Origin of the sequence: Pontibacter sp. E15-1, assembly GCF_022601975.1 — a bacterium.
GTDB lineage: Bacteria > Bacteroidota > Bacteroidia > Cytophagales > Hymenobacteraceae > Pontibacter.
The window spans coordinates 138878-162965 of the sequence record NZ_JAKVIR010000012.1 but is presented as its reverse complement, the minus strand read 5'-3'; the positions used below and the strand labels follow the sequence as shown (position 1 = coordinate 162965).

Below are 24088 nucleotides of genomic sequence, written 5' to 3'. Positions count from 1 at the left end.
CCTGAAAACCATAAGTTTTACACCTCAACATGTTGAAAAATAAGGATTTATATCGTTTTTAAGGAGCGACTAATTAAACAGCACTTCGACTAGCTTCAACCAAAAAGGTTTAACAGGCTTTTTTTGATTTAGCTGGATAAAAATGCAGGTGCCCTCTGGAATTGCAACAGTTTGCTGGATGGGTTTTATCAGGCAGCTACCTTATTGTTAAGATATATTCTTCCTGCTGACAAGGAGTCAGATAGCCCAGTGCCGAATGCCTCCTTGCTCTGTTGTACAAGATCTCAATGTAGGCAAATATAGCCTGCCTGGTGGTGAACTTGCAGGGGTAGATTAATTCTGTTTTCAGGGTTTTAAAGAAGCTCTTGGCTACGGCACTATCCCAACAATTTCCCTTGGACTCATACTTTGCACGACCGGCAGCCCTTCCAGTTGCTCTCTAAAGACACTGCTGGCATACTACACGCCCCTGTCTGAGTGAAACAAGAGGGGGTGCCTGTTGTTGACCGCCCTCTGAAAGGCGGCCACCGTGGTCACTTCCGCTTCCATGGTCTCGCTCAAAGCCCAACCCTCCCCGATTTAGATGTAAGTCAGAGCGGATACCCATTTCTCTGCCGGTCTTGCCGCTTGAAAATCCCTTGCCAGGTAGCTCTCCGCCACAACATACATGTGGCTGGAGTCGGTGGTTTGCACCCGGCACTTCTTTTGTATAATGCTTTTTTTCTGGCACTTATGCATCAGCCTGGCCACGCGGGGGCACGACACGTGATTGCCCTATTCTTTGCGTTCCACGGCAATCCTGGGGCTGCCATAGCGGCACTGGCCTTCTGCGCCACTTGCTCAACCGACCGGGATCTATACCTACCGATCACTTGATCATTATATCATGGAATGACCCCTATAAAACAGGAAAGGCAGCCAATGTATCGGCTGCCTTTCCTGTTTTATAGGTGAAGCTGCTACTTGCTCACCGTGATCACTTTATTGACGACATGGATCACGCCGTTCTGGCTCATGGCGTTGTCTTTCAGCACCTCGGCGCCGTTTACCCGCATACGGTTGCCTTGCCGGGTCACCTTCAATTCGTCGCCGCTCAGCGTCTTCAGCGTAGACCCGTCTTGCAACTGGCCAGATTTGAGCATCCCTGCCACCACATGGTTACGAAGCAAGCCAACAAGCTGGGTCCTGTTTTCGGGTTTCATCAGGTTTTCCAGCGTATTTTCAGGCAGGCCCTCAAAGGCATCGTTGGTAGGCGCGAAAAGCGTGTAGGGCCCTGTGCCGCTCAGCGCCTCCACAATCTCGGCTTTCCGGAGCGCAGACGCGAGCATAGACAGTTTTGCGTTGGACGTAACGTTCTCGACAATCGTCTGGCTCGGCATCATCTCGTAGCCGCCAATGTCGGGGTCAGTCGCGCCCAGCCCGGCGTCGTTCTCGCTGGCCAGTCCAGAAGAGGGCTCCGTGCCATTGCCGGCGGCCTCGCTCTGCATGGTGGGCTCGGTGCTCTCCTGCTGCGTTTCGTTTTTCATGTTCTCGCCCCCAGATCCGCAGCCCCAGAGGCTCAAGGTCAGGATACAGGCACAGTATAGCATGGTTGTTTTCGTCATAGGGTATAAAATAAGGTGATTTGAAAGGTTCAGGCGGCAGGTTGCCGCCAAGGCCTGGCTGTATAAGAAATACGGCCTTTCGCTCTCTTAAACTTAAATTTGCGTACTTTTGTTAACTACATTGTTTCAACGACTAAATATTACCTCATGAAGACCGCAGAAATTCATACTGGCAAAGGCGTGATGAAAGTAGAGTTCTACGATAAAGACGCCCCAAAAACAGTACAAAACTTTATAGATCTTGCCAAGAAAGGCTATTACGATGGCCTTACCTTTCACCGCGTTATTCCTGATTTCGTGATTCAGGGTGGCTGCCCCAACTCGCGCGAAGGCGCCAAAGGCGTGGCGGGCACTGGTGGCCCGGGCTACAAGATCGACTGTGAGCTGACTGGCGAGAACCAGCACCACGACCGTGGCGTACTGAGCATGGCGCATGCTGGCCGCAACACGGGCGGGTCTCAGTTCTTTATCTGCCACAGCCGCAAAAACACCGCGCACCTGGACCGTAACCATACCTGCTTCGGCAAGGTGGTGGAAGGCGACGAGGTGATCGACCAGATCAAGGCAAACGACAAAATCGAGAAGATCGTCGTGACCGAGGAATAAGTGGCATCGCCCCAAAAGCGATTTTGCCGCAGTACAACAACAGCCAGCCTTTTTAAAAGGGCTGGCTGTTGTCTTTTCAGGGGATACCCGGAAAAGTAGACTAAGCGGGCGCCGGTTGGGCTAGCGTATAGTTTTCTGATTCAGCCTCTGCAAAACCTGCCGGAAGTGCCCTGTAGCCTGCCTAGAGTATGAATTCAGCCAGTTAAAGGTGAAATTTTAGATTGAAACCGCGTGTAGCAGCCTAATTATGCTTAAATTTACCTAACAACTGTTCGGTTTCTGCAAAAGCCCTGTATGGTTGTGATTTGTTAGACTTTAGATTGTATAAAACGGCAGAGAAGCCCCGGCTTTGCACTGCCTGCACCGATTGTGTATGAAGAAACTTGCTTTACACTGGCAGATCCTGATTGGCATGGCCCTGGGTGTGTTATGGGGAATGCTGGCCAGCGGCCTTGGTCTGGTAGACGTGACGATCGATTGGGTGAAACCCTTCGGAACCATCTTCATCAACCTCCTGAAACTGATTGCCGTGCCCCTCGTGCTGGTGTCGCTGATCACGGGCGTCTCCAGCCTCAGCGATGTGAGCAAGCTCTCGCGCATCGGCTCCAAAACGATCGGCATATACCTGGCTACTACGGTGGTGGCCGTGGTGCTCGGCCTGCTCCTGGTCAATATCGCGGAGCCGGGCAAGGCGTTTTCGGCGGAAAAGCGGGAGGAGTTTAACCAGCAGTTTGCCTCCACCACCACGCAGAAATCCACGGATGCCGCCGCCCTGAAGCAACAGGGGCCGCTGCAGCCGCTCATCGACATCGTGCCTTCCAACGTGTTCGATTCCCTCACCAACAACGGGGCCATGCTGCAAGTCATCTTCTTTGCGCTGCTCTTCGGCATCGCCCTCATCATGATTCCGCCGGACAAGGCCGCTCCGGTCAACGACTTTTTCGAGGGCGTTAACCTCGTCATCCTCAAAATCGTGGACCTGATCATGAAAACCGCACCCTACGGCGTGTTCGCCCTACTGGCCGGACTGGTGGTGGAGTTTGCCGGAGATGACCCCGGCGCCGCGGTAGAGCTGCTGCTGGTGCTCGGCTATTACTGTTTGGTGGTAATTGCCGGACTCGCCATTATGATCTTTGGGGTATACCCCTTCCTGGCCATCACGGTGGGCAAAACGAAGTACAAAGACTTTTTCCGGGGGATTTTCCCGGCGCAGATGCTGGCCTTCTCTACCTCGTCCAGCGCAGCCACGTTGCCCGTGACCATGGAGTGCGCTGAGCAGAATTTAGGTATAAACCGCGAGATCACCAGCTTTGTGTTGCCGCTGGGTGCCACCATCAACATGGACGGCACTAGTTTATACCAGGCGGTAGCCGCCGTTTTCATCGCGCAGGCATATGGTATAAACCTCGACATCATGGCCCAGCTCGGCATCGTGATGACGGCCACGCTGGCCTCGATTGGGGCTGCGGCCGTGCCAGGTGCCGGCACCGTGATGCTGGTGATCGTGCTGCAGCAGGCTGGTATACCCGTGGAGGGTATCGCCCTGATCCTGGCCCCCGACCGAATACTGGACATGTGCCGCACCACCGTGAACGTGACCGGCGACGCCACGGTAGCCATGATGGTGGCCCGAACCGAGAACCAACTGCACCCGCCTACAGCGAAAGTAAGAGTATAGCATACAGCGAGGCCCCCAGCACAAAAGCCCAATAGCGGCTTTTACGCTGCTCGGGCAGCTCCTCCTTCAGCACGTTCAGCACCACGCCACCGCCGATGAAGGCCATCACCATGGCCACGGCTGCTTCAGACACTTCCACCACGTAGCCGACGGCCCAGCCTACCACAATAGCCGCCACCAGCACCCAGCGCCCGATCTTGCTATAGCTTTTCTGGTGATGTTCCTGCAGGCCGATGTCGTTGACGATGAAGTGCAGTGCCATGGCCACCGAGAACAGGATCAGCGTCTTAAGCGAGTCTTCCTCCCGCTGAAAAAGCAGGTAGCCGATCAGCGCGTTGTAGATGGCAAACGAGCCGATGTGCACCCAGAACAGGCCCGAGGTCTTTTCCTCCCTCCCTTCCTGATGCACTTCCTCGCGGTTCGTGATCACGGCACGCTCCAGGCCATAGAAAAAAGCCAGCCCCACCAGGGCCATCAGGTAAATGTGATGCTCCAGAAACGACACGGCCTGTAGCGCCTCCTCCACTTTCTCCTGCCCTTCACTCAGCTCCGGGAACAGGTGCAGAAAAACATAGGCCACCGACACGCCACCGGCACTCGACAGCCAGACACTGCGCGGCACCCCCGCCAAAAACCGCAGCCGTCCGCCAAAGAAGTGGATAAGGGCCAGCACCAACACCGGCCAGATTGAAATATGCTCCATGCCCATACGCTACTGCATACCACGCAAAAGGGTTGCTGTAAAAGCTTTCCGGGCACCTGACCGAAAGCACACGTGGTGCAACATTGTTTATCAGGAAATAATGCTATCTTTAGCTATAAATCAGGGGGTAGTTTAGCTGTTGGCTTCGTGCCGTTTAAAAAGTAGATATGCACTCAATTCAGGTCTGGAAAATAACAATAACTTTAGCTCATTTAACTTCACCCATAGTGCAGCAAATAGGTGTAGACACTCCTGCTAACAACAAGTTAAGTGTAATTTCAAAAAGATAAAACTGTGATAGAGGAAATTTGGAATTATAAAGTACAGATTACACCAATAGTTATTGCTATTCTAATAATTGAATTACCGAACTGGATTCGAAAACTGAAGAAACTATATTATGTACCAATCTATTTTTCTATTTTCCCTCTAAGAGAATTAAATGAGGAACTATCCTTTTATTTAGGAGAAGATTATTTCTTAGGAATTGGTTCTGACCTAAATGACGCTGAACTTAAAAGACTTAAGAGAAAAATAATCATTGAATCAATTTTTTCTACCTTAATATCTGCTGTCTTAATTCCTGCAATTGCTGGTTTTATTTTCGCATTTGTCTTTTCAAACGAAGTTCTTCTTCAATCTTTAGTTGCCATTTTTATTTATAAACTAATTATTGTTATAATGGCGATTTGGAATTTTCGTAATCATGCAATTGCAAGTAGAAAGAATATTCTTCTTCTAATCACAATTTACGTTGGCTATATTGGTGTATTTTTCCAAATGATTAGAACCTCATATAATTGGGCAATTCCATATATCGAAAACAAAGATTGGTCAGGGATGGCAAATGGGTTAGCTGATTTGATTTTTAACAAAGGAATCGCTCAAGGTTTAATTCTTGCTGCTGTGACCGCTATAATAGTAGGAATGTTTACTGACAAAGAAATTCGAGATGAAAATTTAAGATGATAGCAAAATCAATTATAAAACAAAATGCCTTTTTGATAAAAAAATTAATTGAAAATGGTAGAACTGATTTGAATGTCATTGCTCTAATTCTTTGTGAATCTTATTTCAGAAAAACAACAGATAGATTAGTTGAATATCTTGCTATGCCTTTTCTTTATTTATTAAACAAAAAGAGATTTGAAAGCTTAAGTATTGGTGTTGGACAAATACAACTTAAACATTGGATTAAAGTTAAAAAAATTCAATCGCCACTTTCGTTAAATGCGTATTCAAGCTACTTTTCAGTCATAGAGAATTATGATTTACTCAATGAACTAATAAAACAAAACTTGGGCTCAAGATATAATGACTCAAAGTTGATCGCATTTCATACTGGAGAGACTAGAAAGTTCCATTTTAACTTGTTCCAAGAATTAAAAACCCAGATAAGTATTACATTTAAATAGACTATAAGTAATTGCCTTTTCACACTACTATCTATAACCTAGACTGTTGCATCACGGGAATATTTCCCCCTTCATCTTTGTACTAAAACCAATTGAAGGCCGTGTTTTGCCGTAAAGGGAGTAAAGTCATTCGAAATTTAGAAGCAACCACTAAGCTCCCATCAAACTTAGTAACACGACTTTCAGAAAACAGCCCATGGACTTCCATACCTTCCAACAAAGCTTACAAGATAACACGCCTCCCGCCAACGCCTCAGTATACCTGCAGGCACTTTGGTATGACGGCAAAGGCAACTGGGATAAATCGCATGAGCTGATCCAGGACCTGCCCGACCAGAACGCCGCCTGGATACACGCATACCTCCACCGCAAAGAAGGCGACACCTGGAACGCCGACTACTGGTACCGCAAAGCCGGAAAAAAGCGTCCGGATTTGAGTTTGGAAGAGGAATGGGAGCAAATTGCAAAAGCGCTTTTATAGCAAAAAGAGCGGGCAGAAATCTCAACGATTTCTGCCCGCTCTTTTTGTTCCCTTTGGGGGTATGATTTAATACCGGACGATAGGCCATACCTGCCAAGGCCTCTACCTTAGATTCAAATCCGTGGCAGAGGCGTTTGTTGTTTCTGGCCCTCCGCCCCATTCGAGTCGCAGACTCGATTTTATTGGCACGTCACAATTCTGGAGAATTGCGCCAGAGAGGAGCGGTTTTTAGTTTTGGCAAGCAGCCTTTCATCTCATCACTGCCCCCTTCTCCGTCGAGGGGCCCTACCCACAAGGCGGACTAGCTGAGTAATGCCCAATTTTATTCATTTATCAACTCGGAACTCATAATTCGGAACTCGGAACTCATTTAAAAGTCATCTTCGTCTTCTTCGTCCGTGAAGCTTGGCATCGAGAACATGCCGCTGAGCAGGTCCTTGAATTGCAGACCGGTAGCCAGGCGGTTTTTGCTGAGTTGGCTGTGCTCGGCCAAACCGTGCAGCACAAACTCCATCAAAAACAGCTTCTCATCGCCCTTCGACTCTGGCTGGAATTTCTCCACCAGTGCCTTCAGGCCCGGCACGTTTTGCAGCGCCTTCTTGTAGTCTGCCTCCGAGGCGTCGTTCAGGATATCCACCGAGTTGCCTTCGCCGAACCACTCCGTGATGCTCTTGTACGGGCTCCCCTGCTTCGACTTCTTGCCTTTGTCAGGGTCCGGGAAGTACTGCAGGAACTGCGTGCGGATGGCCTTGCCCATCAGCACCTGCGCCACATGGCCGGCTCCCTCCTGCTCACCTTCATACACCAGTTCCACTTTTCCGGTTACGGCAGGTATGGTGTTCAGGAAATCGGCCACGCGCACATACGTCGTGTCTTCGCCATTCATCAGGGCACGCCGCTCGGCCGCACTGATCAGGTTCTCGTAAGCTGAGATCGTTAAACGGGCAGATACGCCGCTTTTGGCATCCACGTACTCGCTCTCCCGCGCCTCAAATGCCACCTGCTCAATCAGGTCGCCGATGATGATATTGGTTTTCACCAGTTGCTGGCCTTCTTTTAACTGCGCCTCCTGCTTCGTGATCTTCTTGCCGGTTTCAATATCCTTCGGATAGTGCGTGATGATCTGGGAGTCGATACGATCTTTGAGCGGCGTCACGATGGAGCCACGGTTGGTATAGTCCTCTGGGTTGGCCGTGAACACGAACTGGATATCGAGGGGCATACGCACTTTAAAGCCGCGAATCTGGATATCGCCTTCCTGCAGGATGTTGAACAATGACACCTGGATGCGCGCCTGCAAATCGGGAAGTTCGTTGATCACGAAAATGCCCCGGTGCGAACGCGGAATCAGGCCAAAGTGTATCACGCGCTCATCAGAATACGGCAGTTTCATGGTGGCCGCCTTGATCGGGTCGGCATCCCCGATCAAGTCCGCCACCGACACGTCGGGCGTGGCCAGCTTCTCGGTATAGCGATCCGAGCGGTGCATCCACTCAATGGGCGTATCGTCGCCGTGCTCGTGCACCATGTCTTTCGCGAAGCGCGACAGCGGCTGCAACGGGTCGTCGTTCAGTTCCGAGCCTTTCACCACTGGTATATACTCGTCCAGCAGATCCACCATCTGGCGCGCGATACGGGTCTTGGCCTGTCCGCGCAAACCGAGCAGGTTGATGTGGTGCATCGACAGGATGGCGCGCTGCATGTCCGGAATAACGGTTTCCTCGTAACCCCAGATGCCCGGAAAAACCTCTTCCTTGTTCTTCAGCTTCTTGATCAGGTTGCCGCGCAGTTCCTGCTTCACTGACTGCGGCTCGTAGCCGGCTGCCTTTAGCTGGCCCAGTGTCTTAATCTGTAAAAGCGTTTCGGCTGGTATGTTTTCGTATTTCATGTATCGCGTATGGTTACCTGCTCCCCCTAAAAACAGGAGGATGCGTTATTTTAGGTTATTGATTTATACCGCTCTTTCAGAGATTCCTGCCTGAAGAGCGCTAAGTTGAAGGTGTGCATGTGCTGTGCTTTTGGTTTTAAAAAAATATCTGGGGCACTTTGTAGCATGCACCTTGTGGTTATAAGCCCTGACACTCACAGGTCTTTCAGACACTGTGAGGTCTTGCTTGAGACTAAAAGTTCTTTTTTCGGTTCTGCTTGTAATCCCGGAACACGAGGTGGCCGAGGCCTTTCAGGCTGCTGTAGTAGGCCTGCCCGTTGTTTACTTTCGTGAATTCGTCCACGAACTGCTGGAGGTATGGGTCGGAGGCGATCATAAAGGTGGTGATCGGGACTTTGATGCGGCGGCACTGGGCTGCCAGGTTCAGCGTTTTGTTAACCACCTTTCGGTCCAGGCCGAAGCTGTTTTTGTAGTAGTTCAGCCCTTCTTTCAGGCAGGTCGGCTTGCCATCCGTGATCATGAAGATCTGCTTGTTTGGCGTTTTGCGCTTCCGCAGGATGTCCATAGCCAGTTCCAAACCTGCCACGGTGTTGGTATGGTATGGACCGACCTCCAGGTAAGGCAGGTCTTTCACCTCTATCTGCCAGGCATCGTTGCCAAACACTAGGATGTCGAGCGTGTCTTTCGGGTACTTCTGTTTGATGAGCTCGGCCAGTGCCATCGCTACTTTTTTGGCGGGTGTGATGCGGTCCTCGCCATACAGAATCATGGAGTGCGAGATGTCGATCATCAGCACGGTGGCCGCCTGGGTTTTGTGCTCTGTCTCGGTCACCTCCAGGTCCTGCTCCGTTAGCCGCAGGTCGCCGATGCCGTGGTTGATCTGGGCGTTGCGCAGCGACTCGGTCATGGAGATCTGCTCCATCGAGTCGCCGAAGCGGTACTCGCGGCGGTCGGTGCTGGTTTCGTCGCCCATACCTGTGTGCGGCGTATTGTGGCTGCCCTTGCCCCCTTTTTTCAGCTTGCCGAATATTTCTTCCAGGGCGCTTCTCCGGATGCCCTGCTCACTTTTGGCCGTCAGTTGCAGACTGCCTTTCTCCTTGTCTTCGTCGAGGTAGCCTTTCTTGCGCAAGTCCTCTATAAAATCACCGATGCCATACTCGTCGCCGGTCAGGTTATACTGCTTGTCGAGCGAGCTGAGCCAGTTCAGCGCCTCTCCCACATCGCCGGAGGTAATGGTGGCCAGCTGCATGAAAATCTTCAGCAGCGACTCAAATCCGGGTTTATCGTCTTGTGGGGGTATATATTCTGAGAATCGGTATCCTATTGCCATGGTAAAAGGGTTTGGAGGTACAACACATAGAGCAGGCGCATTGTTTCTGCGGCGCAGGTTAAATAAAATATGATGAGAAGGGTAATCCACCGCCATACCCCATTTCTCAAAACCTTCCGGCAGCGTTGTTAGTTGATAATGTGCCCCGCATGGTATACGCGGCAATTCATTAACCTCAAACGAAAAAACTTATGAAAGCGATATGGAACGAGACCGTAGTTGCGGAGAGCAGTGAGACCATCGTGATTGAAGGGAACCACTATTTCCCGCCGCATGCACTCAATAAAGCGCATTTTGAAGAAAGCAACAAGCAAACCCACTGCCCCTGGAAAGGCGAGGCTTCATACTACCACGTAACCGTGCAGGGAGAAGTGAACCAGGACGCTGCCTGGTACTACCCCTCCCCGAAAGACGCCGCCAGCGAGATTAAAGACCATGTTGCTTTCTGGAAAGGCGTAAAAGTGCAGGAGTAAATTCTCTGGTCAGGTTCTCTGGTCAGGATTTACAACAAACTTCCATACCTATCTAAATACCTTGCTGGAAAAGCAAGGGTAAGCTGCTGAGTTCAGGAAGCTCGTGCTTTGGGAGGCTGCAAACACTGGCGCAAGCGTCCGCTTATGCCGCTATTTTTTGGGATGTGTGGCGGGTTGGATTGCATGTATTGCACAAGCGGACGCTTGCGCCCTAGCGCGTTATGCATGATGATCAATTTATAGTATAACATCCTGATTCCGATATAAAATTAAAGGCCTGAACATTGCTGTTCAGGCCTTTAATTTTATATATGGTATGCCGTCCTTTTTTTAGGCAATCCAACGGAATTTATACTCCAGGGCAGGCGCTTTCATGCGTTCTGCCACGCGCTTGAAGCGGGCGGGCAGGGCAATCAGGTAATCGCGTGCGCGTTCGCCAGCTTCGTTCAGGTCTGTCATGGCCTCAATCTTCCACTCCTTGATCAGGTCTTCCAGAATGTCGGTGTAGTCTGCTGAGGTATACACCCCGATGCGCTGGGCTGCATCTGTGAAGTGGCCGAAGGTTTTGCCGATGTCCACACCAAGCTCGCGCATGTAGTGGGCCGGCATCACGATCTTTTTACGCATCATGTCTTCAAAAGCCAGCATCATCTCGTTCGGATCGGCTTCGAAGATCTTGCTCACGAAGGCTTTGTAGGCTTTGGCGTGACGGGCCTCATCGGCAGCCACGTGGCCGCAAAGCTTGGCCAACGTCTGGTCTCCCTGCCTCTTGGCGATCTGTGCCACGCGGCGGTGCGAGATGTTGGTGGCTGTTTCCTGAAAGCTGGTATACACGAAAGAGCGGTATGGGTCCATGTCGGTCTGCAGGTCAAATCCGTCTGCCAGCAGATACTGCGTAGACGCTTCCATTTCGCGCATGTTGATGCGGCCACTCAGGTAAAGGTAGCGGTTCAGGGCATCGCCATGGCGGTTTTCCTCAGCTGTCCAGCCGCGGTTCCATTTCATCCAGGGGTTATCGGGGTCCTGTGGGAGTCCTTTTATCGTCATCAGCCAGCTTTCGTAGCTTGGCAGTGCCTCTTCAGTTATCGTGTCGCCTACCAATACTGCCAGCAGGTCGTAGCTCAGGTCACGGGCGCGCTCACGCAGATCCTTGATTTCATCGAAGAAAGTGTCCAATGTAGCATCTGGCAAAAGGTCAGCAGGTTGCCAGCTCTCTTCTACCGTTTTTAGAAGTTCAGAGAACTTTTCACCTACAAAATCCTCCATCCATTTTATAACTTCAGAACGGGAAGTAGTGCTTGCTGTGATCATCTTATAGTGGTTGATTAAAAGTCAAATATAGTTATTTTAACGTCAGTATTGCTGCTCTTGGGGCTAACATTTTTATGCGATGTGCAGTTGTGGCCCGAAAGAGAGGTGCAATAACTTATACGTACGTAAAAAGCGGGAAGTGTTTTACAAATGTCGGGCTTCTTAAATAGCAGCAACAGCCTTTTGGCACTTTTAATTCCTGTGCCTCAGGTAATAGTATACCTTTCGCACCAGCCCCAGGTTTATCCTGCGCCTGCCCAGCTGCCGCATCCAGCGATATACCAGCGGCATAGGCCGCTGCTGCTCAAGCAGGTGCAGCAGTTGCTCCGCCTCCCCGAAATTTCCGGTCAGGTAGGCATGCCGTGCCTCGTATTTCAGCCGCACCGCCAACGCTTCCCGCTCCGATTCTGTCTGCACCAGCGTGGCTGCTTTCCTGCACACCGCCACGGTGGAGGCGAGCAGCCTGTTTCCTGTGTTATACCATCCTTTTGAGAGGGAGGCCGCATGCACCCGCCGCTTCGTCGTTACCTTATCCAAATAAAAATAGTGATATAACCTGGAGGAGCGCACCCAAAAATCAAAGTCCTCATAGGCCAGGGTTTCGTCATACCCACCCAGGGCTTCGAACACGCTGCGGCGCACCATCATGGTGGGCGGACAGATAAAGTATTCGCGCAGCAGCGCGGCAAACACATCGCCGGAAGGCGCATTTGCGTCTAACTGCCCGCCGGGCTTGCGCCGGTAGTGGTAGCCGGTAAACGCGCCGTTTTCGGTGATATACGCTGCATCGGTATAAAGCACCCCGTAGCGTTGGTCTAGCTGCCCAAATGCCTCTACCTGCTGCGCCACCCGCTCCGGCAGCAGCACGTCGTCGGTGGCAAAGTCGATGAGGTAGGTGCCCTGGCTGGCGCGCCAGCCGATGTTAAAGGCGGTGGTGTTGCCCCTGTTATGGCCTGTGCTGATGAACCGGATGCGCGGGTGTTTTGCCACGTACTCCGCTATGATGCTGACGCTGCCATCGGTGCTGCAGTCATCCACCACAACGATCTCGATGTGAGGGTATGTCTGGGCCAGCACCGAGTCCAGGGCCTCGCGCAGAAAACGCGCGTGGTTGTAGCAGAGGCAGACAACGGACACAAGGGGCAACGGACTCATGGACGAATGTACTTAGTATAATAGAGCATAAAAAATACCAGCACCACGGCATAGCGGAGGGTATGGGCTATCTGGATCCCCTCCAGCCCGAAGGGCCCGATGAGCAGGTATACCAGGGCAATATACAGCACGGCAGAGCATACCTGCCAGCCAACGTAGAGCCTCACCTGAGCCTGTACCACCAGCAGGTTGGTCAGCATCACGCTCCACATCCTGAAAAAATCGCCCAGCAACTGAAAATCGAACAGGTACTCGGCCTTGAGAAAGTCTTCGCTGAAAAGCAGCAGCAGCACCCAGTCGCGGAGCAGGTAGACGAGCAGGAGCGCAACCGCCAGCAGGGGCAGCACGAGGTAAAAGGTCAGGCGCACGAACTTGCGCAGCTGCTCCGGCACCTTGGCCAGGGCCGCCATGCGCGGGTATACCAGCATACCGACCACAGCGGTATAGACATTGCTGTACTGCTCCGAGACCCGCACCACGGCCTGCCAAAGCCCCGTCTGGTATAAATCGTAACGGCCGATCACGTAGTCGCGGATATAAAAGTCCGTCAGTTTCAGGCAAACGACTGCACTGAGCGCCATCACGATATACTTCCAAAGGTCCAGGTATACCCGGGCCGGAACCGCGACGTGGCTGAAGGAGGGCAGCAGCCTTTTGCGGTAGAGCACTGGCAACAGCACGAAAAAGATCGCTCCCTGCGCCCCGAGTATCAGCAACAGCAACTCGTGCAGCGCCCACTTGCCGGAGGTCAGGTAAACGGCTGCCAGCCCCGCCAGGCTTATGGCACTTACGCCCAACACGTAGCTCCGCAGTTCCTGCCGGGCCAGCAACACCGACAGCAGGTATAAATTTAATGTGAGCAGCAGACTGCCCAAGCCGAACAGCAGGCTCCACTGCCATACCCCGGGCAGCGCGACAGAACGCAGAAAGACCCCCAGAAAATAATCCGGAAACCCTAGTATGCATGCCAGCGCGGCCACAAAGCAAAGCAGGTTGAGAAACAGCGCAGCCATAAAATAGCGCCGGTACCTTATACTGTCGGGTTTGTCTGTAGCCAGCAAAGAGATGGCCCCGATGTTCACGCCTCCGTTTGGCACGGTGGTGATGATGGCGATCAGGTTTTGGAAATGCGCAAAGAGCGTGATGCCGTTTGGCCCGTAGTAAAGCGCGAATAGCTTGTTAATCGTCAGGCTGGACACCGCACGCACCAGCACCGAGAGAAAAGACCAGAAGGAGGATTTTAAAAGTTGCAGCATAGCAGCGTTGGCGGATGCCGCAAAATAAGTGAATTAGCCGAGCACACAAAAACAGCAGCAGGTCGGACTCCCGGCTGAGCCGTGGGCCAACCGCTCAAGCGCCTATTCATACCTAAAAAAACGCCTCACAGCCTCCACCACACGCTCCTGCTCCTCAGGCAGCAGACCTGGGAACAAGGGCAGGCTCAGGCTTGTGTCCGCCAGTTCCTCAGCCACCGGGAAGTCGCCTGCGCCATACCCCAGAAAACGGTAAGCAGGCTGCAAATGCACCGGCACCGGGTAATGGATGGCCGTCTGTATCGCCTGCCCCCGCAGCCACTGCTGCAACGCGTCGCGCTGTTTTGTCCGGATGTTGAAGATGTGGTATACATGGCCGCAGCCCGGGGCGGTATAGGGCAGTATCAGGTCGCCGATGCCGTGTAACTCGTTCAGATAGATAGCGGCCAGGCGTTGTCGCGCTGCGTTCAGGTAGTCCAGGTGGCGCAGCTTTACCCGCAGCACGGCGGCCTGCAGTTCGTCGAGGCGGGAGTTCACGCCAACCATCTCGCTCTGGTATTTCTGCGCCTCGCCGTAGTTCCGGTACATCCGCACAAAGTCTGCCACGGCGGCGCTGTTCGTCACCACCGCCCCGGCATCGCCCAGGGCACCCAGGTTTTTGGTCGGGTAAAAGCTGAAGGCGGCGGCATCGCCGAAGGTGCCCGCCCGCCGGTTTTTATACATCGCCCCGTGTGCCTGCGCGGCGTCTTCCACTATCCTGAGCTGATGCGAATTGGCCAGTTGCAGCAAAGGCTCCATCGCGCATACCTGCCCATACAAGTGCACCGGCAGTATGGCTTTGGTTTTGGATGTGATAGCTGGGGCAACCGTAGCGGCGGTTATAGTATAGGTGTGCCTGTCGGGCTCTACCAACACTGGCGTTGCCCCCACCTGCAGCACGGCATTGACGGTGGCAATAAAGGTATGCGCCGGCACCACCACCTCATCGCCGGGCCCCACGCCCACCGCTTTCAGGGCGAGCACCAGGGCATCGTAGCCGTTGCCCACACCCAGGGCTGCCGCTGCCCCCAGGTAGCGCGCATACTCCTCCTCAAACGCCGCCAGCTCTCTGCCCAGAATATAGTGTTTGCCCTGCACAGCGGCCAGCAACGCTGCCTGCACGGCGGCCTCGCTGCCTTCCGGAAAATCTCTGAACGCAAAATACGGGATTGGCTTCATCAAGAAAAATATATACAGACTACAGCGTGAGGTGCGTGGCCAGCTTCTTAAAGTGTGCCTTGTCCCGGATGTAGTCTTCTTCGGCGTAATCGGTGGAGGCCATACACAGCGCGATCGCCCCCTCCGAGTACCTGATCTCCGTCCAGCACATGGCAGGTATAAACAGGCCGGTCTGCGAATCGCTCAGCTCAAACTCCTGCACCTGCGTACCGGTGTCCGCCTTCACGCGGATGGTGCCAGCCAGGGCAACCAGCACTTCTTCGGTCGCCTTGTTGGCGTGCCTGCCCCGCATTACTTCCGGGGGTGTGCCGTGCGTCCAGAACACGCGCCGGATGGTAAACGGCACGTTGTCGGCATACTGCGTGGTGGTGATATACCCTATATCAGGGCTGCCGATGCGGTCGAAGGTGAGCAGGTAGGGTATGGCAGACAAGTAGCGGTTGTTTTGGTGGTGTACACAAAGTAAAACCTTTTGCGCCAATAATTACAGTTCCGGCCCCTGGTTTTGCCCTTGGCCACAGATCGGCTACCTTTGCGGTTGGCTATACCCCTATAGCCATGCCCTTATTCCGGACACGATGGAAGACACCTACAACACTATAGAAGCCCCCACCGAAGGCCTTTACAAAGAAAAAGGCAGCAAGTTTATCGCCCTGGCATACCCTGTTTTTACTGAGGAGGAGGTAAAGGAGGTCCTCGCGGAACTGAAGAAACAGTACTACGATGCACGCCACCACTGCTACGCCTATATCCTGGGGGCCGACAAAGCCCGCTTCCGCGCCAACGACGATGGCGAGCCCAATCACTCTGCCGGCGACCCGATCCTGGGCCAGATCCGCTCTGCCGACCTCAGCAATGTGCTGGTGGTCGTGATCCGGTACTTCGGCGGCACCAAACTGGGCGTCGGGGGCCTCATTAACGCCTACAAAACAGCCACGGCCGAGGCGCTGGCACTGGCTACCGTGGTAAAGCAACACGAAACGGCGCTGCTGCAGGCCCACTACGCCTATCCGCAGATGAACGATGTGATGAGCCTCGTGAAAGAGTATGACCTGCCGGTGCGGGAACAGCACTTTGAACTGAACTGCCGCCTGACCCTGGAAGTGCGCAAAAAACTTCAGGAAGAAGTAGTCGCCAAGCTTGAGGATATGGAGGGAGTCAGCGTGACGGTGCAGGAGTGACGAATTGTTGATTGTTGATTGTTGATTGGTAATTGTTGATTGTTGTTGGGAGGTGAATTCCCAAAATCAGGTTGCTGCAGACAAGCTTGTAGCACCTATTTTGTGACTTTCCATTACAAAAATCAACCAATTCGCTATTTTGCGCGAATACCAGCTACTTACCCATTGCGATTTATAAAAATCAGATAAACGATCATACCGATAAACCCACTCCTCCCAAAAGGGAAATTTTTCACTATTGCCGAATTCCCTTCCTCGCAGGAGCGGGGGTGGGTTTATATATATAGCAGTTAATCGCAACGTGAGTTAGCTACAAATAACCTGCAATCCACCAATGTCCAAACGCAAACACCGCCGCAAAACCAATAAAATATTAGATCGCAAGGCTGGGCTGAAGCCGGGTTCCGTAACAGTGCCTACCCAGTCGTACCCGCCGCGCTTTTTTCTGATGTCGTTTAACGAGGAGTATCTGGATGAACTGGAGTTCAAATCCTATGAAGAGTTGCTGCGTCAGGTAAAAGCGAAGCCGGAAGCCCGCCACTGGATCGATATCCGGGGGTATGGCGACCAGAATTTGTTGGAGCAGCTGCAACAGGACTTCGGCTTGCACGCGCTGCAAATGGAGGACGTGATCAACGACTACCAGCGGCCCAAGGTAGAGGAGTTCGACAAGAACCGCCTCTTTATCATCTCCCGGATGCTGCGCTGGTCCCCGGAGTTCAAGTCGCTCGACGATGTGCAGCTATCGCTGTTCACGGGCCCCAACTATGTGCTCAGCCTCCAGAGCGACTATGGCGATTGCCTCGACCCGCTGCGTGAGCGCATCCGGGTGGGCAAAGGCATCATCCGCCACCGGCCCACCATGTATATGGCCTACGCCATCCTGGACGTGGTGCTGGACTACTACTTTCCGGTGATGGCCGATATCGGGGAGTACATCGAGGACCTGGAGCAGCAGGTGATCCGGACACCCTCCAGAGACAACCTCAGCCTAATCCTCGACTTAAAGAGCGAGTTGGTGCGCCTGCGACGCATTACCTGGCCGGAGCGCGACAAGATGACGGAAATTTTGCGCATGGATGATCAGGTGATTCCGGAAAGCATGAAAGCCTACTTCCGCGATGCCTACGACCACAGCGTGCAGCTCATCGACCTGGTGGAAAGCCACAAGGAGTTGGCCTCCAGTTTGGTAGAATTGCACATGTCTACGGTGAGCAACCGCATGAACGAGATCATGAAAGTGCTCACCATCATCTCCAGCATCTTTATACCCCTGAGCTTTATCGTGGGCCTCTATGGTATGAACTTCGCGCACGAAAACCCCGACACGGGCAAAGTGCACCCTTTCAGCATGCCGGAGCTCTACCAGCCCTACTCCTACCCGATTCTGCTTGCCCTGATGTTGGTCCTGATCCTGCTGCAACTCTATTTCTTCTACCGCAAAGGGTGGTTCAGAAGCTTTTGAAAGTGGACACAAGACATTTTTAAGACACAAGACGTTAGACACAAGACACAAGACAAATCACTCTGAGGAGTAGGGGGCACTGTAGCAAATTCTCCCCTTGAGGGGATAGTTCGGGACTTGCAACACACTAGATCTCGATAGAAAGGTGCAAGTAGAAAGGTGCAAGTATGAAACATGATCCGATGATGGGTATGGACTGATAGGTATGGTATGGTAAACTACGCTATCGTAGTCCCCAATTTTATATCCTGCGTCTAATTTCTATTGTCTTGCGTCTTGTGTCTAACGTCTTGTGTCTTAAAAATATCTTGTGTCTACTACCTAATCTGGAAGTTTGAAGTCGATCTGCTTTAGCTCGCGGCGGAAGACTTTGTAGAGAGTATACCTGTTGGAGGCCTCGTTGTAGTAGAGCGTTACTGGTTGGCTGCTCTCCAGGATGCGGTTGCCAATGAGGTTGCCTTCGGCGTCGTAGAGATAGGTTTTCTGGGGGCCGGTTTCCGTGATGGCGTAGATGCGGTTGGCGCCGCCAAAGTTAAAGTACTGCACAATCTTGGGCGCGGAGGTGACATAGCGCTTCTCAAACACCTGGTTCAGGTCCTGGTCAAACACTGTGACCTTGCCCTGCTCCTGCCGCACGATGATAGACGACCTGCCCTGGCTGCCCTCGGGCTCCAACTCAAACATGGCGCGCTTGCTCGGCCTATACAGCTGCTCCCGGTTCAGCACTTTCCCCTGCAGGTTAAACGTCACGACGCTGCCATAGCGCGTCACGGAGGTAAGGGTGGTGCGCCGCAGATCGGCCCCGATGTTCACGGCGATGCTGCCCGTTACCGGCGATTTCAGGTTGATGGGGAAGCCGGGATACGTATCGCCCTGGCGGTTGAGGGCATAGATATACCCATTCTCCAGCACCACCACAATTACGTCGCGGCCGCCCACCCGCAGATGCTGCGGCGCAGTAGCCAGCCGGTAGTCCATGCGGCGGGGCTGCCACCCCTGCACGGCGGCTCCCCGCGAGTCATACATATACAGGTTGCCCATACTGTCGTCGATCAGGAGGCGGTGGTTGCGGTCGTTCTCATAATCAAACACCGCCAGGTGCTGTATGCTCAAAGAATCCCCCAGGTTAAAGGGAAAGTTCTCCAGCTCCTGCCCCTGCTCGTTCAGGGCGTGGATATGGTTGGCCGTGGCAAAGAGGTAGCGCAGCTTCTGCTCCGGCCCCATCTCTGCCTGCAGTATAGTGCCCCGGATAGACACGCCCAAGCTATCGACCCAGCCGCGCTGGGCGTTTGCGCTGATGTTATGCAGTACTCCCGCCGAGTCCTGCACCACTACCTCGCGGCTACGGTCGTTGGGGTTTTGGACTGGGAAGGGCCGTGTCTCGAGGCGGCTGCCGAAAGAGAGCGTTTGCTCCGAAGCAAAGATATCCTGCCCCGCGCCGCTGTTGCCGCGGCTTGGCCTCCGGATCACGAGGCTGGTATAGTATTGCTGCTCCACTTTCGAGAACTGCAGGCTGAGCTGGTTGAACTGCTTGATCAGGGAGGCGTTCTGGAGCAGGTCCTCGCGCTCGGTGTCTTCCACGTAGCGGTTCAGCATATACCAGGCGTTCACGGAGTTGAGGTAGAGGCTGAAATTGGCCTCCTGCAGCGTCTGCTCCAGAAAGGCTTTCTGCATCACCGATTTACCCCACACGTTCTCCTCTGAGATATCGTTCAGCACCGTCCGGAGGGTGGCCGCGCGCTCCGACAGCAGCAGGTAGTCGCCCACCTGCACCACGTAACTTTGCTCAAACCCACTGAAAGCCTTGCCCAGAAGCTCTGCTGGCAGCTCGGGCACATTCAGCAGCTGGATGGTATAGTTGCCATACTGCTCCGTCACGGGTTTTTGCTTGCGGGCCGTGGCCAGCTGCATGCTCAGGCTGCCGACCAGCTTTTCGGTGGCGGCCGGGTTGGCCACATGGGCGAAGGCCACCTTCTCGGGTATGGCGCTGATGCTCGGCGACTCGAGGAAGACAAGGGCAGCCTCCTCGCTGAGCGACTTGGCCAGGCTGTCTACCGTAACCGCGTATACCGATGTGTTCTCCTTCCGGGGCAACCGCAGGCGCGCTATCTCCGCAAGGCCAAAGTGCAGCAGCAGCGCCGTGCGGCTCGGCAGGTATGCCTTCAGGCCAAACAGCTGAGGCTTCTGGGACTGCATCAGCTGGTGCAACGAGTTCTTGAGCTTCTCCGGCGACGAAAAGCCGTTGAGGAAGATCTTGTCCCGTTCCAGCTTCAGCTCCAGCATGGCGCTTTGCGTCAGGGAGGAGAGGTAACGCACCTGCGGCATCACCTCCTGCTTCAGGAAAAGGCCCAGGAAATCGGGCAGCGTTCTGTAGTTGACGAAAACGTTGGCGTATACCTGCGGCTTGCCCAGGTAAGAGGTGTTTCGGAACTCCCCGGCCAGCGACTCGGTCTGCTCGCGGCTAACCCGGCGCACGATTTCCTCCACCAGCACCGCCGAGGGGCTCAGGACGATGTTGTTGTGGTAGGTAAAGTAGGTGAAGCGCGTGCCGAGGCGGGTGTTGGCGATGTCGGTGAGCAAGATGCCCTGGTACTCCCGTGTCTCCTCCTGGTACACATCACTCTTGCCGATGTTCTCGGTGAGGGTGCGCAGAAAACGGTGCTCGGCCACGGTGGCCACGGGCACATAGTACACGTAGCCCACGTCTGCCTTGCCCACCACGTGCAGCGAGGTCAGGATGTCTTTCTCGTCCAGAAAGCGGGAGAGGCGCTGACTGCCGGGCGCCACGCTGTCGAGGGCGGCCAGGTCTTCTTCCAGGCGCTGCGCAAAGGGCAGTATCGAGAAGCTCTCCCAGAGCCCCGTCTCCCGCAGGTGCTGGATGAGGGCGGCATGATTGTTCGTTTCCAGCACCAGCACAGCGCTCTCCGGCACCAGCGTCCACAGGTCTACCTTCTCCCTGGAGTCTTTCCAGCGGTTGAACCCGTAGAAAGCCAGCGAGGCGACCATCACAAACCCGATGAAGTAGAATACAATGCGTTTTGGCATGGCAAGTGTTCTCTAGTTACAAAACTAAGCTATTTTTTTAAGTTTCGCCGGAACCCGGTGCCCTATCTTGCGCTATGGCCATACCTACCGGGCGGGTATGGCCTGCCAAAACAAAACGCGACCGCACGCACGTATATACCAGCACACCCAAACCGTACACGCCCATGTTCAAGATCATCGTTCCGGTAGACTTCGAAGACAGCACTTACAACGCCTGCCACTATGCCCTGCGCCTTGCCGCCGCCGCGCCCCCAGCCGAAATCCTGCTGCTGCACTGCTTCAGGGATTACCTGACCGACCCCTGGGAGCTACCCCTGGGCGAGACGCAGGCACAGACCACCGCCTCCGAGAAAATAACAGAGCGCGTATTGCACCGCAACGAAGACGATGAGCGCGCCAAGCTGGACGAACTGCGCCAGGAGCTGCAGGAAAGCCTGACGGACAGCCAACAGGTACAGCTCTCCACGGCGTTTGTGAACGGGTTGCCGGAGGAGGTGATTCCGGTGGAGGCCCGCCGACTGCAGACAGACCTGATTGTGATGGGCACGGAGGGCGACGACAGCCTGAGCCGCTCTGTGTTCGGGACGATTACCACAAAGATGGCCAAGGAGGCCCGGGTGCCCGTGCTATCGGTGCCCGCCCATGCCCGGGAACGCAACTTGACGCGCATTCTCTACGCCACCGACTTCGACGCGGCCGATGCGCAGGCCATCGCCGACCTGCACCAGTTCTTGGCCCCTTTCAGTCCCCAGATTCTGTGCCTCCACATTACCAAGGAACAGGCCACGGCGCAGGACCAGCAAAAAATGGCAGACCTGGAGGCTGCGCTGAAGCGCCTTGTGCCTACAGGCAATATCAGGTATAAGCTTCTGGAGAGCCCCGACGTGGCAGACGCGCTGGAGGATTTTGTGGCCAAAGAGCAGGTGGATTTGCTTGCCGCCACCAACCGCAAAAGATCATTCCTCGATAGCCTCCTGCACCCCAGCCTCACCAAAAAACTGGTGCTGGAGTCGGAGGTGCCGCTCCTGATCTTCCACGGCCGCGACGCGTAAGGCCTTGCTTCATACCCCTATTACCTATAACAGGCCCGATGAGATAGCTTTCATCGGGCCTGTTGTATGTATGGCACATGCTAGTACTCGACCAATTCAATTACCAGAATTAGTGTTTGTTGTTATATAAATAGAAACGGGTTTCATGCCTCATTTCTAATTTTTAATTTCTAATTTTTAATTTGGCATAGCACTAATTTGATGTATAAACTCAGGCTTCTCTTCCTTTAAACTTCGGCATGCTGTGCCTGCTGAAGCTGTGCCATCAGGGCTTCGTAGTAGCGCTCAAAGGCTCCTTCGCTCATCGGCATAAACAGAAAAGGCTCAATTAACTCCAACTCCATCAGCGCCAACTCACCGTTTTGTTCCACCCCGTCTACCCGGGCATACAGGCAGCCGGGCGCGTGTCTGTCCACGATGGTTTGGGCGGTGGCCAGCAGTGCCGCAGGCGGCTCGGGGGTATGCACCGTGCCGCCGAAAAAGTGCTGTACCCTGAAATCGCCGGGCTTGGCCGTTTTGAGCACCGTATGGCTGTAAACGCCGTTGAAGAACAGGAACGACCACTCTCCCTTCGTTTTGATTTCTTCCACAAAAGGCTGCGCCAGAAAACTCTCCTGCTGCAGCAGTTCGTTCAGCTGGCTCGTGCTGGCCGCTGCCTCCTCGGGCGTCAGGGCAAAGGTGTTCTTGGCCCCGCCGCTTACGGACGGTTTCACGATTAGCTGCCCGGCACCCAATTGGGCAAACACGTCTGTGGCGTTAAACATACTTCCTTTTTCGAGCCACACCGTGGGCACCACGTTCACGCCCTGCCGCTGCAGGTCGAGGAGGTAGCGCTTGTCAGCGTTCCAGCGCACTGTTTTCACGGGGTTCAGTACGCGCACCGGCAGTTGCTCCAGCCTGTCGAGCCAAGTATAAAAGGCATCGATCTTGTCAAAATAATCCCAAGGGGATTTCAGGATCAGGAAGTCGAACTGGCTCCAGTCCACTGCCGGGTCATCCCAGATTTGCAGGGACACGCGCAGGCCTTTTTCTGTCAACAAATCGTAGAGTTTGCTGTTCTCCTCATCAGAAATGCCACTGTAATTTCCGGTATCCGTGTAGGTTATTAACGCTATTTGCTGCATTGCCTTTTTTGTATCATCTTTGCCCCAAAATTAGACGTTCTGCCGGGGCCAGGCAACAAGCGGAGGCGTTTTAGCCATAACTTTTAAGCGGCATCATCACGTATGTATGTATAATTTCGTCCAGCTTGCTTTTTACCCCCTTATTCATGTTATTCCTCCGCTTCCGCATCTCCCGTTATAAGTACAGCCTTGCTGTACGGCTGATGCTGCTGTTGCTGCTCGTGAACGTGTTTACGACCGCCTGCAGCGCCGACATGGGGCGCAAGGAAGATGCCGATGCCCCCGAAGAGCACCGGCTCGCCGCCGCTGATACCGCATCAACCCGGCGCCGCTCCGCAGATGCCGCCCTGACGGTGAGCCTGCTGGGAAACCCCTTTGTTGCCAGCCGCAGCCAGGGCAATAGCCTGAACACGTACTTCGACCACATCAACGCTGATTTTACCGTGGACGCCGACGCCATCGAAAACCGCCACAAGCCCAATATGATCGACACCATCTTCACGATCCGGTCGGGCAATTCGATGATGGAGTTTTACGCCCCGAGCCAGTCCGGGGAACTGCTGCTGCAGGTGGCCGACATCCAGAGCGGCGATGTGCAGCTGCGCCACAACATCCGGGTGGGTATGACGGAGCAGGAACTGCTGGGCAGGCTAAAAGCCCAGGGCAACGAAGTGGTGATTACGCACACCAAAGACCGCATTGTAGCCGCCAACCGAGAGGGTGCCCCTATCTCCCTCCAGTTTCACCTCAAAAATGGCAAAGTAAGCCGCATCCGCTACGAGGGGTATGTGGATTGATTGCTGATTATTAATTGCTGATTGATGATTGTTGATTGCTGTTTCGCCATGCCTTCTTTTGTCCCCCTTCGAAGCCAATCTTGTAGGAAAAAATTTAGAAGCTTTCGAACACCTAAAAGCATCCATGCTACTTCCTTTTTTGTCATCCTGAAAGGATCTTGTGGGCAAGCCGCAATTGCTTAACCTCCCTTCCACCAAGATTCTTTACAGAATGACAATGGATTTTGATGCTTTAAATGCTTTCTGTTTTTTCCCTACAAGATTAGCTTCGAAGGGGGCAGGGGGATGAAACTCTCTGCGGACAATCAC

The 24088-nt window shown here is 53.6% G+C and carries 21 protein-coding genes and 1 pseudogene; 10 read left to right on the top strand and 12 right to left on the bottom strand.

Going from position 1 to position 24088, the window contains the following annotated elements:
* Positions 1–196: 196 nt before the first annotated feature.
* A pseudogene (locus tag MKJ04_RS22955) lies at positions 197–397 on the bottom strand (IS3 family transposase); the annotation flags it as partial.
* Between the two features lie 562 nt (positions 398–959).
* The gene (locus MKJ04_RS10420; protein WP_241641573.1) at positions 960–1604 is read right to left on the bottom strand and encodes a fasciclin domain-containing protein; all 645 of its coding nucleotides are present in this window, start codon (positions 1602–1604) and stop codon (positions 960–962) included.
* Between the two features lie 147 nt (positions 1605–1751).
* Between MKJ04_RS10420 and MKJ04_RS10415 the strand changes: the two genes are divergently transcribed.
* Both MKJ04_RS10415 and MKJ04_RS10410 read left to right on the top strand, forming a co-directional pair.
* Positions 1752–2210: a peptidylprolyl isomerase gene (locus MKJ04_RS10415; protein WP_241641572.1), complete on the top strand. Its 459-nt coding sequence runs from the start codon at positions 1752–1754 to the stop codon at positions 2208–2210.
* A gap of 373 nt (positions 2211–2583) precedes the next feature.
* On the top strand, positions 2584–3888 hold the full coding sequence (locus MKJ04_RS10410; RefSeq protein WP_241641571.1) for a dicarboxylate/amino acid:cation symporter: 1305 nt from the start codon (positions 2584–2586) through the stop codon (positions 3886–3888).
* Here the strand turns inward: MKJ04_RS10410 and MKJ04_RS10405 are convergent.
* A complete protein-coding gene (locus MKJ04_RS10405; RefSeq protein WP_241641570.1) occupies positions 3866–4591 on the bottom strand; it encodes a hypothetical protein in 726 nt (241 codons plus the stop codon). The genes MKJ04_RS10410 and MKJ04_RS10405 overlap by 23 nt on opposite strands.
* Positions 4592–4885: 294 nt before the next feature.
* Between MKJ04_RS10405 and MKJ04_RS10400 the strand changes: the two genes are divergently transcribed.
* The 3 genes from MKJ04_RS10400 (at position 4886) to MKJ04_RS10390 (ending at position 6487) form a co-directional block, all read left to right on the top strand.
* Complete coding sequence (locus MKJ04_RS10400) at positions 4886–5560, top strand: hypothetical protein (protein ID WP_241641569.1); 675 nt, start codon at positions 4886–4888, stop codon at positions 5558–5560.
* Entirely contained in the window at positions 5557–6006 is a 450-nt protein-coding gene (locus MKJ04_RS10395; protein WP_241641568.1) for a hypothetical protein, read from the top strand. The genes MKJ04_RS10400 and MKJ04_RS10395 overlap by 4 nt, the downstream gene beginning before the upstream one ends.
* A 196-nt stretch (positions 6007–6202) precedes the next feature.
* A complete protein-coding gene (locus MKJ04_RS10390; RefSeq protein ID WP_241641567.1) occupies positions 6203–6487 on the top strand; it encodes a hypothetical protein in 285 nt (94 codons plus the stop codon).
* Positions 6488–6857: 370 nt separating this feature from the next.
* Here the strand turns inward: MKJ04_RS10390 and MKJ04_RS10385 are convergent, their stop codons facing one another.
* Entirely contained in the window at positions 6858–8375 is a 1518-nt protein-coding gene (locus MKJ04_RS10385; protein ID WP_241641566.1) for a sigma 54-interacting transcriptional regulator, read from the bottom strand.
* A 232-nt stretch (positions 8376–8607) separates the two neighbouring features.
* Positions 8608–9705, bottom strand: a complete 1098-nt coding sequence (locus MKJ04_RS10380) for a vWA domain-containing protein (protein WP_241641565.1) — start codon at positions 9703–9705, stop codon at positions 8608–8610.
* 191 nt (positions 9706–9896) lie between these two features.
* Here MKJ04_RS10380 and MKJ04_RS10375 point away from each other — a divergent pair, with 191 nt between their 5' ends.
* Positions 9897–10178, top strand: coding sequence for a DUF427 domain-containing protein (locus tag MKJ04_RS10375; protein WP_241641564.1), 282 nt, complete (start codon positions 9897–9899; stop codon positions 10176–10178).
* Positions 10179–10508: 330 nt separating this feature from the next.
* Here MKJ04_RS10375 and MKJ04_RS10370 read toward each other — a convergent pair whose 3' ends face one another.
* From MKJ04_RS10370 to MKJ04_RS10350, 5 genes are all read right to left on the bottom strand, one after another.
* Positions 10509–11489 carry an acyl-ACP desaturase gene (locus MKJ04_RS10370; protein ID WP_241641563.1) on the bottom strand — a complete coding sequence of 327 codons (981 nt, stop codon included), beginning with the start codon at positions 11487–11489 and terminating at the stop codon, positions 10509–10511.
* A 192-nt stretch (positions 11490–11681) separates the two neighbouring features.
* Positions 11682–12644 (bottom strand): glycosyltransferase, encoded by a 963-nt coding sequence (locus tag MKJ04_RS10365; protein ID WP_241641562.1) that lies wholly within the window; start codon positions 12642–12644, stop codon positions 11682–11684.
* Positions 12641–13900: a hypothetical protein gene (locus tag MKJ04_RS10360; protein ID WP_241641561.1), complete on the bottom strand. Its 1260-nt coding sequence runs from the start codon at positions 13898–13900 to the stop codon at positions 12641–12643. Before MKJ04_RS10360 ends, MKJ04_RS10365 begins: the two co-directional genes overlap by 4 nt.
* Before the next feature lie 102 nt (positions 13901–14002).
* Positions 14003–15115, bottom strand: a complete 1113-nt coding sequence (locus MKJ04_RS10355) for a DegT/DnrJ/EryC1/StrS family aminotransferase (RefSeq protein WP_241641560.1) — start codon at positions 15113–15115, stop codon at positions 14003–14005.
* A gap of 19 nt (positions 15116–15134) precedes the next feature.
* Positions 15135–15548 (bottom strand): sugar 3,4-ketoisomerase, encoded by a 414-nt coding sequence (locus tag MKJ04_RS10350; protein ID WP_241641559.1) that lies wholly within the window; start codon positions 15546–15548, stop codon positions 15135–15137.
* 145 nt (positions 15549–15693) lie between these two features.
* Here MKJ04_RS10350 and MKJ04_RS10345 point away from each other — a divergent pair, with 145 nt between their 5' ends.
* Both MKJ04_RS10345 and corA read left to right on the top strand, forming a co-directional pair.
* Positions 15694–16296, top strand: coding sequence for an IMPACT family protein (locus MKJ04_RS10345; RefSeq protein WP_241641558.1), 603 nt, complete (start codon positions 15694–15696; stop codon positions 16294–16296).
* A 334-nt stretch (positions 16297–16630) separates the two neighbouring features.
* The gene (gene corA / locus MKJ04_RS10340) at positions 16631–17761 is read left to right on the top strand and encodes a magnesium/cobalt transporter CorA (protein WP_241641557.1); all 1131 of its coding nucleotides are present in this window, start codon (positions 16631–16633) and stop codon (positions 17759–17761) included.
* A 321-nt stretch (positions 17762–18082) separates the two neighbouring features.
* Here the strand turns inward: corA and MKJ04_RS10335 are convergent, their stop codons facing one another.
* On the bottom strand, positions 18083–20806 hold the full coding sequence (locus MKJ04_RS10335; protein WP_241641556.1) for a hypothetical protein: 2724 nt from the start codon (positions 20804–20806) through the stop codon (positions 18083–18085).
* Between the two features lie 74 nt (positions 20807–20880).
* On the opposite strand from MKJ04_RS10335, the gene MKJ04_RS10330 reads away from it, so the two are divergent.
* Positions 20881–21858 carry a universal stress protein gene (locus MKJ04_RS10330; RefSeq protein WP_241641555.1) on the top strand — a complete coding sequence of 326 codons (978 nt, stop codon included), beginning with the start codon at positions 20881–20883 and terminating at the stop codon, positions 21856–21858.
* 227 nt (positions 21859–22085) lie between these two features.
* Here MKJ04_RS10330 and MKJ04_RS10325 read toward each other — a convergent pair whose 3' ends face one another.
* The gene (locus MKJ04_RS10325) at positions 22086–22982 is read right to left on the bottom strand and encodes a RimK family alpha-L-glutamate ligase (RefSeq protein ID WP_241641554.1); all 897 of its coding nucleotides are present in this window, start codon (positions 22980–22982) and stop codon (positions 22086–22088) included.
* A gap of 146 nt (positions 22983–23128) precedes the next feature.
* On the opposite strand from MKJ04_RS10325, the gene MKJ04_RS10320 reads away from it, so the two are divergent.
* Positions 23129–23779 carry a hypothetical protein gene (locus MKJ04_RS10320; RefSeq protein WP_241641553.1) on the top strand — a complete coding sequence of 217 codons (651 nt, stop codon included), beginning with the start codon at positions 23129–23131 and terminating at the stop codon, positions 23777–23779.
* The last annotated feature ends 309 nt before the right edge of the window (positions 23780–24088 follow it).